The sequence below is a fragment of the Nostoc sp. JL33 genome (assembly GCF_017114985.1).
Taxonomy (GTDB): domain Bacteria; phylum Cyanobacteriota; class Cyanobacteriia; order Cyanobacteriales; family Nostocaceae; genus Nostoc.
The window spans coordinates 16,102-31,701 of sequence record NZ_JABXKP010000066.1; the positions used below are offsets into that span (position 1 = coordinate 16,102).

The 15,600-nt window shown below is 41.3% G+C and carries 14 protein-coding genes; 5 read left to right on the forward strand and 9 right to left on the reverse strand.

Annotated features, from left to right (window positions below; all coding sequences use genetic code 11):
- Positions 1-2 precede the first annotated feature (2 nt).
- Together HWQ23_RS18795 and HWQ23_RS18800 are read right to left on the reverse strand one after the other, a co-directional pair.
- Positions 3-1,049: a sulfonate ABC transporter substrate-binding protein gene (locus HWQ23_RS18795; RefSeq protein WP_292831025.1), complete on the reverse strand. Its 1,047-nt coding sequence runs from the start codon at positions 1,047-1,049 to the stop codon at positions 3-5.
- A 522-nt stretch (positions 1,050-1,571) separates the two neighbouring features.
- Positions 1,572-2,327 (reverse strand): dienelactone hydrolase family protein, encoded by a 756-nt coding sequence (locus HWQ23_RS18800; RefSeq protein WP_292831029.1) that lies wholly within the window; start codon positions 2,325-2,327, stop codon positions 1,572-1,574.
- Between the two features lie 151 nt (positions 2,328-2,478).
- Between HWQ23_RS18800 and HWQ23_RS18805 the strand changes: the two genes are divergently transcribed.
- From HWQ23_RS18805 to HWQ23_RS18815, 3 genes are all read left to right on the forward strand, one after another.
- On the forward strand, positions 2,479-2,892 hold the full coding sequence (locus HWQ23_RS18805) for a GNAT family acetyltransferase (RefSeq protein WP_292831032.1): 414 nt from the start codon (positions 2,479-2,481) through the stop codon (positions 2,890-2,892).
- Between the two features lie 103 nt (positions 2,893-2,995).
- Positions 2,996-3,430, forward strand: coding sequence for a VOC family protein (locus HWQ23_RS18810; RefSeq protein ID WP_292831035.1), 435 nt, complete (start codon positions 2,996-2,998; stop codon positions 3,428-3,430).
- A gap of 438 nt (positions 3,431-3,868) precedes the next feature.
- Positions 3,869-4,891, forward strand: a complete 1,023-nt coding sequence (locus HWQ23_RS18815) for an NADP-dependent oxidoreductase (RefSeq protein WP_292831037.1) — start codon at positions 3,869-3,871, stop codon at positions 4,889-4,891.
- A gap of 233 nt (positions 4,892-5,124) precedes the next feature.
- Here HWQ23_RS18815 and HWQ23_RS18820 read toward each other — a convergent pair whose 3' ends face one another.
- Together HWQ23_RS18820 and HWQ23_RS18825 are read right to left on the reverse strand one after the other, a co-directional pair.
- Positions 5,125-5,685, reverse strand: coding sequence for an ABC transporter permease (locus tag HWQ23_RS18820; protein WP_292831040.1), 561 nt, complete (start codon positions 5,683-5,685; stop codon positions 5,125-5,127).
- A gap of 531 nt (positions 5,686-6,216) precedes the next feature.
- Positions 6,217-6,792 carry a TIGR04376 family protein gene (locus tag HWQ23_RS18825; protein WP_292831043.1) on the reverse strand — a complete coding sequence of 192 codons (576 nt, stop codon included), beginning with the start codon at positions 6,790-6,792 and terminating at the stop codon, positions 6,217-6,219.
- Between the two features lie 556 nt (positions 6,793-7,348).
- Here HWQ23_RS18825 and HWQ23_RS18830 point away from each other — a divergent pair.
- Positions 7,349-8,326, forward strand: coding sequence for a bestrophin family protein (locus HWQ23_RS18830; protein WP_292831046.1), 978 nt, complete (start codon positions 7,349-7,351; stop codon positions 8,324-8,326).
- A 120-nt stretch (positions 8,327-8,446) separates the two neighbouring features.
- On the opposite strand, the gene HWQ23_RS18835 is transcribed toward HWQ23_RS18830, so the two are convergent.
- Together HWQ23_RS18835 and HWQ23_RS18840 are read right to left on the reverse strand one after the other, a co-directional pair.
- Positions 8,447-9,067, reverse strand: a complete 621-nt coding sequence (locus HWQ23_RS18835) for a hypothetical protein (RefSeq protein WP_292831049.1) — start codon at positions 9,065-9,067, stop codon at positions 8,447-8,449.
- 272 nt (positions 9,068-9,339) lie between these two features.
- Positions 9,340-10,281, reverse strand: a complete 942-nt coding sequence (locus HWQ23_RS18840; protein WP_292831068.1) for a DNA polymerase III subunit delta' — start codon at positions 10,279-10,281, stop codon at positions 9,340-9,342.
- Between the two features lie 246 nt (positions 10,282-10,527).
- Here HWQ23_RS18840 and HWQ23_RS18845 point away from each other — a divergent pair, with 246 nt between their 5' ends.
- Positions 10,528-11,097, forward strand: a complete 570-nt coding sequence (locus HWQ23_RS18845; RefSeq protein ID WP_292831053.1) for a DUF411 domain-containing protein — start codon at positions 10,528-10,530, stop codon at positions 11,095-11,097.
- A 330-nt stretch (positions 11,098-11,427) separates the two neighbouring features.
- Here the strand turns inward: HWQ23_RS18845 and HWQ23_RS18850 are convergent, their stop codons facing one another.
- The 3 genes from HWQ23_RS18850 to HWQ23_RS18860 form a co-directional block, all read right to left on the reverse strand.
- Entirely contained in the window at positions 11,428-12,417 is a 990-nt protein-coding gene (locus HWQ23_RS18850; protein ID WP_292831056.1) for a tetratricopeptide repeat protein, read from the reverse strand.
- A gap of 240 nt (positions 12,418-12,657) precedes the next feature.
- Positions 12,658-13,047 (reverse strand): hypothetical protein, encoded by a 390-nt coding sequence (locus HWQ23_RS18855; RefSeq protein ID WP_292831059.1) that lies wholly within the window; start codon positions 13,045-13,047, stop codon positions 12,658-12,660.
- A 344-nt stretch (positions 13,048-13,391) separates the two neighbouring features.
- Positions 13,392-15,149 (reverse strand): Rieske (2Fe-2S) protein, encoded by a 1,758-nt coding sequence (locus HWQ23_RS18860; RefSeq protein WP_292831062.1) that lies wholly within the window; start codon positions 15,147-15,149, stop codon positions 13,392-13,394.
- Positions 15,150-15,600: the final 451 nt, after the last annotated feature.

Consider the following 15,600-nt stretch of genomic DNA (forward strand, 5'->3'; position numbering starts at 1 on the left):
CGCTATTTCTGACTGATGGTTTCCGGTGTGATTGCTGCATATTGTTCGCTAGTCAGCATCGCTTCCTTAATATTAATGGGTTTAGGAATTACTTTTTCTTTGGCAAACAAATCTGCAATCTTCTGTTGATTTTCCATGATTTCTGGCGTAATTGGTCTTAAGCCGTAAGTTCGCCTTTCAACCATTGTTTTTAAAATATCTTCATCAATTTTAAGGTGAGGAATAAGAAGTTTTACAACTTCTGATCGGTTTTTATCACTCCATTGACCTGTGTTATCTATCTCCTCCAGAACTAATCGTACTAATTTTGGATTTTCTGTGGCAAACTTTCGGGCAGCCATGTAATATCCGCCCTGAGTAGCAATGCCACTACCATCTCTCAAAACACGAGCATTTGCCTTTTTTTGTGCCACTGCTAAATAAGGGTCCCAAGTTACCCAAGCATCAATTTTTCTCTGAATAAATGCATCACGGGCTTCTGAAGGAGGGAGACTAAGGGCTTGAATATCACTATATTTCAAACCACCCTCTTCCAAAGCTTTTATTAATAAGTAATGGGAAGCAGAACCCTTTTGAAAAACTACTTTTTTACCTTTGAGATCAGCTAAAGTCCGAATTGGTGAATTATTTTGGACTATAATTGCACTTCCTTTACCAGTGCTAGGTTTATTGCTAGCAACATAAACTAAAGAAGTGCCAGCCGCTTGAGCAAAGATTGGGGGAGTTTCGCCTACAGAACCAATATCAACCCTACCGACATTTATCGCTTCCATCAGTTGTGGCCCGGCGGCAAATTGCGCCCATTCGACGGAAACACGTAAAGGCTGTAGACGTTTTTCTATCAATCCTTTAAGCCTGACAATATCCCCAGAGCTTTGATATCCCATACGGACAACTTTGGTTTTAAAACCTGTGGTTTTATTTTCTGAGTTTGGGGTTTCGACTGAACAACTGATTAAGGTTGTGGAGATTGTTAATAATCCAGGTAATAGGAATAGTGAAAAACGTTGGAAAATGTTAACTCGTGGCTGTTTGAAGGCAGTAATCATCGATGTGTTTATTTTTATTATTTGGTTAATCTTCGCCGATTTTCATTCGTAAAGGTGCACATCTGTGCATTGGTGTCAACTTAAGCGCAAATCCCTTTAAAACCCAATACGGTTCAGTTAAGGCTTAACTCTTTGTCAAAGTCAATTTTTTTAACGAACCGCGTTCGCGAAGCGTCTCCCCTTGGGAGAAGGACGCGTTCGCGTAGCGTCTCGTAGAGAAGGACGCAAAGGAAGAGGCTAGCGCCTGCCGTAGGATGCCCGCAGGGCTGTAGGGAAAAGTTCAAATCGGCCCAAGCCGCCGCTCTGACTTCTCTCTGTGTCCTCTGCGCCTCTGTGGTTCGTTATTCCGTAAGTTGTGCGTAAGTCCTATCAGAGACTGGGAACGAGACAAAAGCTTGATTTTCTCTTAGCCCACGGAGGAAAGCTCTTGTTTGTGTAGCCGCGTACTCCTAGGTCGAAGCAAGCTACACGCAGTGTGCCGCAGGCAATTCTATACGCCAGGGCTTCTCCTAACCCAAAGATTTAGACTTTTTGAAGCTGAAGGTTCTTTTGGAACAATTCTTGAACGTTTTTCCAAGCATCGGCAGCAGCTTCGGCATTGTAGCTGGCGCGATGGTTGCAGAAAAAGCCATGTCCGGCTCCAGAATAGCGGAAGATAGCATGGGGAATCTGATTTTTCTTTAATTCAGCCTCAATCTGTTCTGTTTGCTCCAAGGGAATTCCCTGATCATCAAGACCAAAGAAGGCGTAAATGGGGCCTTTAATATCGGGAGTGCGGGTGATGGTTGCTTCTCCACCGCCGGGAGTTGAGTTGGGAATACCGCCACCATAGAAGGAAGCTGTAACTTTAATATCTGGTAAAGTAGCAGCTAGATAAACGACGTGACCACCAAAGCAGAAACCAATGGAGCCGATCGCATCTCCTTGCACATTTGGTAAGGTTCTTAAATAGGCGATCGCAGCTTTAATATCACTCAATATTTCATCGGCTGTTGTTTGCTCCTTATACCCTCTTCCTTGCTGCACATCTTCAGGGGTGTATCCACCCTCGAAACCAGGTGCGGTGCGTTGGAAGAGAGTCGGTGCGATCGCCACATACCCGTCTTTGGCGAACTTCTCAGCAACTTCCCGAATGTGAATGTTGACGCCAAAAATTTCCTGAATCACGATAACGGCTGGGAATGTTCCCTCTTTTGCTGGTTCAGCTAAATAAGCATCAATTTGCAAATCTCCGTTAGGAACTTTAACTTTAGCAGTGCGAATTTCTCTGTTTGTCATCTTAGGGATTAACCTGTAATTGCTTTGAGGACACGATGTTTTATGGTAAGTTTTGTACAATACTACTTAAACTATACCGATTTACCGTAGTTTTAAGAGTAGTATTTCACAAACAATCGGCAAAGGCAAGTCCTTTGATTTAGAGATGTAGATGAATATAAGACCATACCAAGAATCTGATGCTGAATCAGTCAGTGCTTTGTGGAATGAGGTGTTTCCTAATAACCCGTCGCACAGCAGCCCGAAATTGATAATCAGTCAGAAGCTTGCTGTACAGCCTGAGTTGTTTTTCGTTACTGAGATTAGCTCTGTAATTGTAGGCACTATAATGGCAGGATATGACGGACATCGCGGTTGGCTATATACAGTTGCGGTCAGTCCTCAGTATCAACGCCAGGGTATTGGTAGCAAGCTAGTGCGACACGCAGAGAGGGTATTGATCGCGATGGGATGCCTCAAAATCAATCTCCAAGTTCGTATCTCCAACGCAGAAGTAGTTGAGTTTTATAGGAAACTTGGCTATCTCGTCGAAGAACGTATCAGTATGGGAAAGCTTGTCGCATAGGTTTTTGGTGAGTTGGAACAGAAGAACTTTAGAAATACGCCAGTATTACTGCAAAAGGTAATTGTACCGTTGGCAAATTTAACCTAAACTAGGAGAAAAATTTATGAAGCTTGATGCAGTTCATCATATTCAAGTAACCTATCCTCTTGAGGTGGAGGAAGCAATGCTGTTTTTCTACAGTAAAGTTTTGGGACTGACAGAAATTCCCAGACCTGAAGTGATGAAAAACGATCCAGGAGCGTGGTACAAGTTGGGAGATATTGAATTGCATATTAGTACAGAAAAAAACACCAATAACCAAGCATCTAGACGACATTATTGCTTCCAAGTCGATAATTTGAATGCCTTTGAAGAACACCTAAAAGGGCATGGGGTAGAAATTATTCCCGATCAGCGATCGCTTCCAGGATGCGTGCGATTTTTCCTCCGCGATCCCGGTGGGAATCGAATAGAGATCGCAGAGTTCGTTAAGAGTACTTTTGCACAGCTACAAACAGAGGAGTCGCTATTAGAAAGATATTCAGCAACGCTGTTTTAAGCACCAAAATTACTGGAAGTTGCACGCCAATTGCTACGGGAGCATCCCACTTTTTTGCATGTCATTGCGTTCGCCTCCTGTCTCGTAGAGAGGAGGCGAACGCAATGATGGTTATTCTCTCATTGGAAAATAAAAACTGGGATTCACCGAATTGCTACCCTGCTTTAAACCTTCTGGAGAACCTCTACAAAAGCTTTATTTTCTGTTATAGGACTAATATTTGATTTTTGAAATACACGTAGCGTCTCGTAGAGATGGGATTTTGCGATCACATCACGAACTAGACGGTAAACTATGGGATGATTATATTTACAGCATCTTACGGAGTGAGTGGAAAACTAGCTAATTATTCAATAATTAACTAAGTTAAATTATCAACTCTTGAATGCAAATAAGTAGTTTAGCTTAAAAAACGATTGATTTAGAGGAAAATAATTTATGTCTGATTTAATTAACAAACAAATCATCCTGAAAAGTCGTCCAGTCGGCGAACCAAAAGAGACTGATTTTGCTCTCGTAGAAACACCAACTCCCGAACCGGGTGAAGGCGAAATTCTTAGCCGCACCATTTATCTATCTCTCGATCCTTACATGCGTGGTCGTATTAGTGCAGGCAAATCTTATGCTGCATCAGTAGAATTGAATTCAGTTATGGTAGGTGGTACAGTCAGCCAAGTAATTAAATCAAATCATCCTCAATTTCAAGTAGGAGATTTTGTTTTGAATAATAATGGTTGGCAAACTTATGCAATATCTAAAGGTGAGACACTGCGTAAGCTTGATCCGACTCAGGCACCTTTATCTTATAGTTTAGGTGTTTTGGGTATGCCTGGTCTGACTGCTTATGCTGCTCTGCTTGATGTCGGTCAACCTCAAGAAGGTGAAACTGTTGTGGTTTCAGCCGCTTCTGGTGCTGTCGGTGCAGTAGCAGGTCAAATTGCCAAAATTAAAGGTGCGCGAGTAGTGGGAATTGTCGGAAGTGACGATAAGCGAGACTATATAGTTAAGGAATTAGGTTTTGATGTTGGCATTAACCGCAAAACCCAAGAACTTGATTCAGCGCTCAAAGCTGCTGCTCCTAATGGCATTGATGTTTACTACGATAATACAGCAGGTGTGATTTTAGAAACTGTGTTGCAGCAAATTAACCTTGGGGCAAGAATTCCACTAGTAGGTTTGATTTCGGAGTATAACGCTACATCTACTCCATCAGGGCCTAATTTAATGCCACTACTAATCAAACGGGCTTTAATCAAAGGTTTTTTAGTTAGCGATTATCAACATCGGTTTAATGATTTTTTGCATGATGTTTCTGGTTGGTTGCAGTCTGGCAAACTTAAGTATAAAGAAGATGTAGTTGATGGTTTAGAGAACGCTCCTGGTGCATTCATTGGTTTACTTCGAGGTGACAACTTTGGCAAGCTGATTGTTAAGGTGAATGACGACCCAACAGCAGGTTAATCGCTTAAGTAAGTGGGCAAGAATAAATCAAACTATGTTATGCAATGTAAAATTAATTAACTTGGTTTGTAGTAAGGGTCAAGGCTATTTCATTCTAGACATAAACCGCCCGGAACTGAAGTTCCGGGCTAATAGCTAAAGTCCGTTAAAACGGACTATAACCTTTTTTGAGAATACATCCTGCGAAGCAAACTATTAGCTGTCAGCGTACAATCTGCAAGCCAAGATAAAGTTTAGGAAGATTTTTTCCCATCTGAAACCATTTGCGATAGAATATAGGCTGCGAAATCTAGTAACTGATCCAGCAAAAAGCCAATGATACCGATGTAGAGGATCACCTGGATTATGTAATCGGTATTGCCAGCTTTATAAGCTTCCCAGAGGGTAAAGCCAAGTCCTTTTGGGCCAGTTAACATTTCTGTAGCAATAACTATAAACCAGGCTACCCAAATGCTAACTTTCAAGGCATGAAATATATGAAATATAGCTACTCGAAAGTTATTATTCTGTCTGTGAAAATGTCGCATACCTATTGCCGTATTAATAATCATCGTCCAGAGAGTTCCCAGAAAAACTACTATAATAGCAGCCGATTCGCTCTCTTGAAACGCTATTAGGGCAATAGGTAGCAAAGCTATAGGAGGGATACTATGTGGTATCTGAAATAACACCCTAAATAGCTGATAAATCATGCTATTTAGTCCGATGAAATATCCGATAAAACTACCCAATACAACGGCTGGAATGTAACCGACAAATAACCGTTGTAGGCTAGCTAAAATGTCTAAAAACATATATTTTCTCTGCCTCAGTTCTCATGGAAAACATCTGGGAAATACTGCGGCAACAACACCAAATAGGAAATAGAAAAGTGAATTGAATTCTACTTCATCTTTGATTACTACAAAATTTTTTATCTCTTCTCCTCGTTGACGGTTAATCAAAAAAATTTAGGTATTATTACGATGTGTTAGTAATAGTACAAAGAAGAGGTAAAACTTGGCTTTAGTAAACTTTATCAGAAAAATAAATCCTGATTAGCAAATTAAATACAATTTCCATAATTTGCTTGATTGATGATTGTATTAAGTATAAATATCTAAAACTTTTAATACCAAATAAATAGCATAAATTGTTATTAGCAATACAGATAATAATTGAAGGAGGCAGCAGGCTCAGTTGGAGCAAAGTCCAAGGCGATTCAAAGAAAGGATGATTTGGAGCCACTGAACGAGAGTTGAGTGGCGGTTTTGAACCGCAAGCTCGCTTGCGTAGTTTACCGCCATAGGCATCGCAGCAGTTCTTGATCTGATTGTTTCGTTGGTTTATTTCCCCAGATTCCGCTTCATTTGTTCTAACTCATCTTGGGTTTCCCAGTGACGAAACTTTTCTTCTAAGTCATCAAACCCACCAGAATAACTGCTAGCTTGATTCGACCAGCCATTGGTTTCCAAACGCTGCTGAGTTTGCGCTTTAGCACGGGCTGTCTGTGCTTCGGCTGCTTTGGCTTGCACCTCCTGTCGCCGCAGCTGAATTTTTCGCAGTAGTTCCTGAGATTGGTTAATGCGTTCTTTCAGCCCTTGCATATGTCCCCAGCGCTGATTTCCTTCGCGCAACAAGCCTGCTTCTCGCTCACCCGCCGCAGTTGCCAAATCCTCTCTACCAGCGTTTTTGGCTTTTTGAACACGGATATGCCAACGCTGAATTTCTTGAGCGGTGGACAGAATTTCTTCTTGCGATCGCTTCTCTTGTAATCGTAAATCTGCGATCAGCTTTAATGTGTCTTCCTCTTGCTCACGCAGCTGTTCTAGCAGCGCCTCTAACTCCAAATGTGGATTGTTACGCAAGAATTCTTCTAAACGATTTTCTAGAAACCGACTCAAATCATCAAATAAGCCCACTGCTAGAACTCCAGAGATCGGGTGCGTGACTATTTTATCAACAAGGGGAAGGAAAAAGGTAAAAAGCTGTTTGGGGACAGTGAGCGAAATAATCCTTGTGTTATTGTGCCAAATTTCATAGAGTTGATTTCCTTTTTATAGCTTGAGAGATAAGCATTACCTAATTACACTGTATTAATTATTAACCCAAATGCTGCATCTACGTCCGTGATAAACATCGCTCTGTCGATGAGAAAAAGTGAATATTTAAGGTAAATCAATCTAAATTTTGCCTAATTCTCACATAAATCAGTTAAACACCATGAATTTTAACCAATATAAGCAGAAAATCAAGCTGATGGTAAAGAATTAGAAGACAGTCATGAATTTTCCTACCTAAAGAGGGTACACAGAAATAAATTTTAATGTTAAAACTAGAACTTATGTTGATTATAGTTGCACGAGAGTCGCTATCTGGAAACCTACATCTTGTACATATCTTGCTTAAGTAAGATAACTTTAGCTAAAAAACAAAAGTTAGTTTGTTAATTGATGTAATCCGTCAAACCTTACCAATATGAAACGACCTAACTATTTTCAAAAGAATTCCAAAAACTCTTTAATAGAAAAGTATCACCTTTACAAAGGTGAAAAATTGAACTGGCTTCAAGTAACTCTTCGGCTTGAAAGGTCAATTATTTCTATCATTCTTCCTTGGGTACTTTTTTGTGCTGCGTATGGTTTTTTAATATCATTTTTCTATGATTTAGGATTACCAATAGCATTTTCAGATTCAAACAGTATTATTACTAATGCTGTTTTAAGTTTTAATATTGGTTTTACATTACTATTAGTTTTTCGGACGAATACAGCCCATGATAGATTTTGGGAAGGTCGCCAACTATGGGGTTCTTTAGTTAATACATCTCGTAACTTAACTCGTGGAATTTGGATAATAATTAAAGAGAAGACACCGCAAGATAGAGTAGAAAAAGAGGCAATACTTCGGTTAGTAACTGCTTTTGCAGTTGCAATGAAGTTACATCTAAGATCAGTACCTTTAGACACTCAGTTAGCATCCTTGATGTCTGAAAAACAATATTTCCAACTCCAAAATACTAATCATCCCCCACTACAAATTGCTTACTGGATAGGAGATTACTTGCAGTATCAGCATGACCGGAATTGTCTAAATGTCTATCAATTGACTACTTTACATAACTGCGTAGATGATTTAGTTGATATTTTAGGTGGTTGCGAACGCATTTTAAAAACGCCACTGCCTTTGATATATACTATTAAACTCAGACAACTGTTATTAATTTTTTGTCTGATATTACCTTTGGAAATTGTTAGCTTGTTGAATTGGTGGACTGGTATAGCAATGGCTTTTGTAAGTTTTACCTTATTAAGTATTGAACAAATTGGCTCAGAAATCGAAGAACCTTTCGGGTTTGATCCCAATGACTTGCCTTTAAATGCGATTTGCACTACAATCTCAAACAATGTTGAAGAATTAATCAGAGTTGCTTCTAACAATGTTCGTTCTTCCTAAATTTATAAACAAGTTTTACCAGATAAATTCCTGAGTAAGATGTAATAAATTTTTCCTTTATTAATAATAGATAATACTTGCCTTAGAAATGCACCACAAGTAGCCCGTCAGAGACATCGCTTAATAAATCTTTCGCCAAGATTTCACCGTCCCTTTGCCAATTTCGCTATCAACAGTTTCACCTCCTTCCAAGACTAGTCTGATGTCTAAGTTCTCATCTGGAGCATTTTTCAAAGCAGTGGCTAATTTTTGACTGACAGCAAACGTGCCGGTTGAACCGTCTAATTGAAAAACTTTTTCCCTGATCTTTAGCAAAAGTTTATCGACTTTCTTGGTAGTGACAAACCTAAGAAAGTCAGGTCTGGGATACACACGACCTGCGGTATAGAAAGAAGACGTTGCTTGACCCGAAATTACTGTTACGAGTACTCGAATGCTCGAAGGTGTCCACAAACTAAGAACTTGCTCTGAACCCTCACGGTATAAATTGCCGCCTAAAGAGTTGCGATCGAAAACGCCAAGAAACTCTCCTTCAAAAGGGTCAACGATTCTTACGGGTTTCGACCAAGGCACATCCATATTGGGGGACAGTCCTACTGATTTGACCACTGGCAAATCGCTTGATGCTTGGGCAAGACTAGCTATCTCTTGAACAGTGAAAGCAGCACAAAGTTGAGGGGAAAGCACAGCCAAGCTAGTCCCTAAAAGAAGAACTGGAATTGTCTGCGGTAAGTTGATCATAAGTCAGGGGTAGAATCTTCAAAGACAATAATCGCACAGCCTTTATTAGTCATCCCCCGCAAGACTTTTATTTGCCATGAAGCCTTGACAATTGAGCAAATCTCAGGCTCTTGGGGCGATGTCTTTTGACTTGCGGAATTCTTTACCAGACGCTTTGCGATCGCTTACTATCAAGCATACATTAGTACTAAATATGTACGTTTACTTAAGTAATATTATTTAATATTGCTCAAGTGTTTGAGGTTTTTGTGCAAGAGTTAGTGAATGCGAGTTTATTTTTGGTATACAGATAAAAGCAGACATTCCCAAACTAGCCGTGGTTGAGCGTAAGCAAGTAAGTATTTACGAGCTTGTTCTAGCTGGTGAATGATCGTAGGTTGATGCCACTGCTGCCAGTAGAATTGTTGAAGATAATCAACTAACCACAGTTGTGCTTCTGTATCTAAATCTTTATCAATTTTTTTGGCTAACTCTAAGGCTTTGCGATAGGAAGCAGGGGCTTTTTTCAAGTCTTCGAGTAACTCAGAGGGAATAGCTTGTAATTGCTCGTAAGATGCGATCGCACTTCCGGCACTGCCAGCTGCTATGCTCAATACTGCCTGATTTTGCAAAATTTCCTGATGACCAGTTTGTGTGAGGACAACAGCCAAAGACTGTGCATCTAAGCGATAAAAAGGAATGCGTTGACAGCGTGATACTAAAGTTGGCAAAACAGACTCAGGTGTAGGTGCAATTAAAATTAACGTCGCCTGTCCTGGTTCTTCTAAAGTTTTAAGTAAAGCATTCGCTGCGGCTTCTGCCATTGTTTGGGCTTCTTCCAGCACTATCACATTCCTCGGTGCTTCCAAGGGTGGACGACTTAAAAACTCGGTAATTTCCCGAATTTGCTCTAGCCGAATTACAGGTGGTGCCTTACGCTTGAGTCCTTTTTCGGCCGCTTCTACTGCTGTTAATCGTTGTCCCTGGTATTGGTACGTTGGTTGCACCCACAACAAAGCTGGATGGTTCCCTTGACGCAAACGGTTTTGTAAAGCCGTAGTGACTCCCATCTGACTAGAAAATAGCAATTCCACAAAACACCTGGCTGCTAAACTTCTTCCTACACCATCTGGCCCCACAAATAGATACGCTGGAGCAACGCGGTTTTGTCTGACAGCCTGAGTGAGTAATTCTATGGCTTGCTGTTGTCCTACAAGTGGTGCAAATGAGTTAATAGTTAAGTACCTTCGTCAAAACAAAAATATGAAAACAGAGGGCTGATGTAGTAGAGTTGTTGTCCAGAACGACAACCTAGAAGCTACAAAATGCCAATATTTGACATACTAGCACTGTTGCAATGACTTCTACCGTGTAAGGGTCGTAGTGTTTTTAAACGCAGAGGGGCGCAAAGTAACGCAGAGTTTTTTTGAAGAGAATTTGTTACAACAAATTTATGTAACGTTGTATTTAGGAAGTCTCAGATGTCGCACAAACAATTTATTTATTACTGGCAAAAATGGTTACTTCCCACCTTGGTACGTGCAGTGGTAATAATTTGTCTAACAGTAGGGGTGTTGGGCATATTGGGAAGCACTGCTCCGATGAGTAATGCTCAACTGGTAAGTACTACTAAGGGTATCCAAGATAAACAGACACCATTAAAATCAACAGCGTTAAATGCCACTGTATATCACAGTCCTGATTGTAATTGTTGTGGCGGGTGGATTGATCACTTAAAGGCACAGGGTTTTCAAATTACAGACTTTTCCACGCCTGACATCGAAACAGTCAAACAAAAGTACAATGTGCCGGATAAGTTGTCATCTTGCCACACAGCAATTATTAATGGATATGTGATTGAAGGACACGTCCCAGCAGACGACATCAAACGTTTGCTTCAAGAAAAGCCAAATGTTGCTGGTTTGTCTGTTCCCCAAATGCCTGTAGGCACTCCTGGGATGGAGATGGGGAATCGAAAAGACCCGTTTTCTGTGTTTTCCTTTGATCACAAGAACTCAGTTGCGGTATTCAATAAATATCCGTCCTCTTAATGTAATCTCGCTGTATTCAGAGGATGTTTTAAAAGTGGATTTTCATGTATTTTAGCGATTTATCGAACAGAATACATTCGTCAGTCGTCAGAATTCAGTTGGGTATTTTGTACGACTGGTGGATGAATAACCGGCGTTTTTGCACCCCCACCAAATCTACAATTTGGTGGTCTTCTCTACGAGACGCAAGCGCGAACAATCAGTAGCGGGTCTGAATCCCCAACTGATTGATTCTGAATTCTGAATTCTGGATTCTGCATTCTTCTTCAAAATCGCCAAAGGCTTTTAAAACATCCTCAGACTAATTACCTGAATCAGTGGTAGAAAATGTTACTCGTTAGAACCAGCTTTGATCAACTGCGACAAATGACTTAGCCATCTCCCAAACCAGAAGCCAGATGCTGGGCTTGCAACATTTTGAGAAAGAAGCTCAATCGCATGGTTACAATCTTGCAGACTTGCATCGAGTCCCATTGTGTGATAGATTTCACGGGCATGGCAAAAAGCAGCGATCGCTTCTGGTTCTCGATTGATTTTTTCTAACACCAAACCCAAATTAAACCAGGCGTTTGCTTCCCCATTTCGGTCATCAATATCCCTTCTGATCTCTAATGAATATTGATGAAACTCAACCGCCTTTTGGTACTGTCCTAGAGCATTATAAGCATTGCCCAACGCACTTAAGGACATGGCTTCTCCATTGCGCTCGCAGATGAATCTTGCCAGTTCTAACCATTGCTGGTAAAACTCAATTGCCAGTTGGTACTGCCCCAACGATTCATAAGTATTGCCCAAACTTCCCAGGCAAATACATTCCCCAGTCGAATCGCCTATTTTCCTGGTGATACTCAACCACTGCTGATAAAACTCAATCGCTTGCTCGTACTTGCCCAGGCATTCATAAGTATTACCCAAACTTCCCAAGCAAATGCCTTCGCCAGTGCAATCGCCTATTTTCCTGGTGATGCTCAACCACTGATGATAAAATTCAATCGCTCGCTGGTATTTTCCCAGTGATTGGTAAGCGTTGCCCAACCCAGATAAAGATTTGGCTTCCCCTAAGCCATCGCCTATTTCTCTAGCTATATCCAACCACTGCTGATAAACCTCAATTGCCAGGTGGTACTCCCCAATTGACTGGTAAGCATTGCCCAAATTTCCTAAACAAATGACTTCCGCATTGCGTTGGCTTTGCCCGTCTTCTCTACGAGACGCTCCGCGAACGGCATCGCCTGTTTCTCTGGCTTTGTGCAAGCACTGCTCTTCAAATTCAATGGACTCAATGTTATTTAGGCTCCCGGATCTAATTACTTCTGTCATTCTCTATAGAAAAGGAAATTTTTGGTTGATAGGCTGTTGATTATACAATTTTCTGTGCCTTCAGCACAGGATCAGTGCAACTTATACAACTCTATCTCCAAATCTAGAAATTCTTCTTTAATATCCTTTTATACGCAGGGATCGCTGTGTATAAAAGCCTTTTATTTATATTTGATAACCAGTCAGCAAGTATAATATACTGATAAATTTAGCTTGACAAAAAGATATAATAAAAACCAATCAATCAGCAGCAGCATAATCAGGCAATGCGTTGAGTTGTAAATTAACAGCACTTAGATAATTTTGGTCGTTTAAAGCTTGTGATGGTAATTTATTTGCATTTACAGCAGCCTTCACCAAATCTTTTGCAATAAGATTTCTGTGCTGAGTTTGAAATACTAGCGCTTCTCCACTAGGAATACCGTGCTGCTTAAGACCTCCTTGATAAGCAAAATTAACTAGATTGAAAGGCTGGAGGTAACTAACAGTAGTAGAGTTCCTGGGCAAATTGTTAGAGTTAATAGCTATTTCATTACTGTTGCTAGTAGCTGTTTGAGCGGCAGCGATTCCAGGTACAAGAGTAATAGAAGCAAAAATCAGGGCAGAATTTATTAAGGTAACAAGTTTCATCAGGTGATTCTTAGGTAAAATGCAATTGGTGTTCTTTAGTAATAGAGTCCTCTTTATTATTAATCTCAGCTTCCTTCAGTCAGGTCACCTGATCGGTTGATATATGACTCACCCAAAAGGGTGAGCTAATTGAGCAACACAAAGACTAATGGAAACTCCGTTAAGTCCTCCAGAGAGAAGGAATTAGTTGAAACTTTCCAGTATTTAACTGAGGTGAGTTGAACATTTATGGAATTTTTAATTCGCCTCTTGAGTTTCCCTAAAAAAGCAGAAATTGCCGCGATCGCACAAATTCCGGTATCAGGCGATCGCGGCAATTAACGAGTCTCCCCAGATTAGCTAAATTAGGATTCCTCAAACAGGCGATCGCCTTTATGCAAGCGATAGGCAATTTGATAGGTTTGCCCTTGCGATCGCATTGTGGGTGCGTGTGCTGCTAGATAACGAGCAGCAGCAACTAATACATGGATACCAGCAGCTTCACTTAACAGCGAGTATTGTCTAAAAGCTGCTTCTACTTCCTGAATCACATGAAACTCCCGGTTTTCCCGCAGCATCAACTTACCCAATATTGCCATCAGTCGCTCGGCAGAACCGCCACTATACAAATAATCAGCTACCAACTGACCTGTCTGATTTACTTGTTGTTGGCGATTTAATAAATCCGGTAGTTGCTTGAGCAATTCTTCAGGATTTTGAGCAGGGTCTTTTGGTTCAGGGAGTCTTGCTGGTGGCACATTCAAAAAACGATTCAGATATACACTGATCGCAGCATCAAACACACCTCGTAGTAAGTAGAGCGAAGGCACTCGTCGTAATCCTTGATGCACTGCATTGGCAAAAGTGAACGGATGATGCGCTGAATTCCAGTCGCCAAAGTCGTTGTTAGTGTGGAAGCGAGCTACCCGCAGTGCTGCCGTATAAGTAACTACACTTGCCAATTGTTCTTCAGTACAACCAGCTTCCAAAGCACTCAGAAGAGAGTCGGTAATTTTCTGTGGGTCTTCTCCTAACAAAACCGGCACCAATTCCTCCTGGCCTGACCAAGTTCCATGTCGAGGTTCTCCTGTTGCCACCATAGGTAACTGCTCAAAGGCAGACTCCAGAATTGCTACCAAATCCACAGGATAGCGCCAGGAATTGGACTCTTCCATGCGCGAAGCAGTTGCTAAACCAGAAACTAGACTCGGCAAAACTGACTCCGCCCCTTGCCAATTAACGGCATCCAGAGCTTCCAGCGCCTTGTTAATAAAGTCGAGTGCATGACCGCTATCGATGTAACGGTGGTCTGTGGCAGATGTGAACAGCATATCTGCAATTTGCTCAGAATTAGCTCCCGCCCGAATTGCAGATACCAGACATCTCTCTGCGGCTTCACTATCCCGCACCTCAATAAACTGGCAAAACCAGCTTTTGAGGGTATCTAGGTCAACTGTAGAATTAGGCAATGGATGAACTACAAAGTGAGGTGGCGCACCTGCGCTATCACTAGCTACTGCCGAAAGTCCTTGGAAAAGGGCGCGGGGTTTGTCTTCTGCATCTAGATAAGGCAGCAAATTCATCATGCAAGTATGGATGGTTAAGCCTGAACTCCAGCCTGCTTTGTTGTAACGGGTGCCAAATTCTAGTCCCATCTGAAATGGTTCCCTAAAATCTGCCCCCATGTCCAATAATGCGATCGCTGATTTGGCAATAACTAACGAAATACTCTGTTCTAAACCATCCTGAAGACGCTGGCTGTGGTGGGCATGGAGGTCAACTGGGGGATCTAGATTTACCCAAACTTCCCCATCGCGGATTTCTACACCAAAGGAGGGAACATCATCTGCCCAAGAGTCAAATGTTCCGCCACTGGCGAGGTCGAAGCGGGCATAGTGCCAAGGACAAGTCACAATCCCATCTTTGCAAGTGCTACCGTGGAGCGGAAAGCCCATATGCGGACAACGGTTATCAATTGCATAAACTTTATTGTCTGAGTAAAACAGAGCAATGGTGTGTTTTTCGCTACGAACCAACAAACTACCTGCTGCTTGAACATCTGCAAGTTTAGCAACACGGATGTATTTGTCTCTATGGGTTGGGGTTGCTAATTTTTGAATCATTTCATTTTTCCCAAAAGTGATCTAAAAACTCCTACTACCACTCTGGCGAATTTTCAACGGTTTGAGCAACGATCAAAGTCTAATTTTTGTTAACTGTAGACATTAGACAGAGGCGTAAAAAAGAATGTAGAGACGTAGCAGTGCTACGTCTCTACAAGGGTTCTGGATAACACATATTTAATTTCACTCCTATGTCTATTTGCCAAGAAAAGTCAGCCACCGCCTTATCGGTTATTGATGACGAAGTTATAAAGCACAACACCACTCCATTACACCAATTTTCAGTTAAGTAGACAAAAAGACCTAACCCCCTACCCCCTTCCCTTGCAGGGAAGGGGGAAATTCAAAATTTCTCTCCGTAACTTAGGGTGCGTTAATTTTTGCAAGTCGATGCATTGGCATTGCAAGTCGATGCATTGGCATTGCAAGTCGATGCATTGGCATTGCAAGT

Bases quoted from the DNA above. Each gene is read 5' to 3' on its own strand.
- HWQ23_RS18820 (WP_292831040.1), bottom strand. From the start codon at position 5,685: ATGTTTTTAGACATTTTAGCTAGCCTACAACGGTTATTTGTCGGTTAC.
- HWQ23_RS18835 (WP_292831049.1), bottom strand. From the start codon at position 9,067: ATGATCAACTTACCGCAGACAATTCCAGTTCTTCTTTTAGGGACTAGC.
- HWQ23_RS18805 (WP_292831032.1), top strand. From the start codon at position 2,479: ATGAATATAAGACCATACCAAGAATCTGATGCTGAATCAGTCAGTGCT.
- HWQ23_RS18855 (WP_292831059.1), bottom strand. From the start codon at position 13,047: ATGAAACTTGTTACCTTAATAAATTCTGCCCTGATTTTTGCTTCTATT.
- HWQ23_RS18800 (WP_292831029.1), bottom strand. From the start codon at position 2,327: ATGACAAACAGAGAAATTCGCACTGCTAAAGTTAAAGTTCCTAACGGA.
- HWQ23_RS18845 (WP_292831053.1), top strand. From the start codon at position 10,528: ATGTCGCACAAACAATTTATTTATTACTGGCAAAAATGGTTACTTCCC.
- HWQ23_RS18830 (WP_292831046.1), top strand. From the start codon at position 7,349: ATGAAACGACCTAACTATTTTCAAAAGAATTCCAAAAACTCTTTAATA.
- HWQ23_RS18795 (WP_292831025.1), bottom strand. From the start codon at position 1,049: ATGATTACTGCCTTCAAACAGCCACGAGTTAACATTTTCCAACGTTTT.
- HWQ23_RS18815 (WP_292831037.1), top strand. From the start codon at position 3,869: ATGTCTGATTTAATTAACAAACAAATCATCCTGAAAAGTCGTCCAGTC.
- HWQ23_RS18850 (WP_292831056.1), bottom strand. From the start codon at position 12,417: ATGACAGAAGTAATTAGATCCGGGAGCCTAAATAACATTGAGTCCATT.
- HWQ23_RS18860 (WP_292831062.1), bottom strand. From the start codon at position 15,149: ATGATTCAAAAATTAGCAACCCCAACCCATAGAGACAAATACATCCGT.
- HWQ23_RS18810 (WP_292831035.1), top strand. From the start codon at position 2,996: ATGAAGCTTGATGCAGTTCATCATATTCAAGTAACCTATCCTCTTGAG.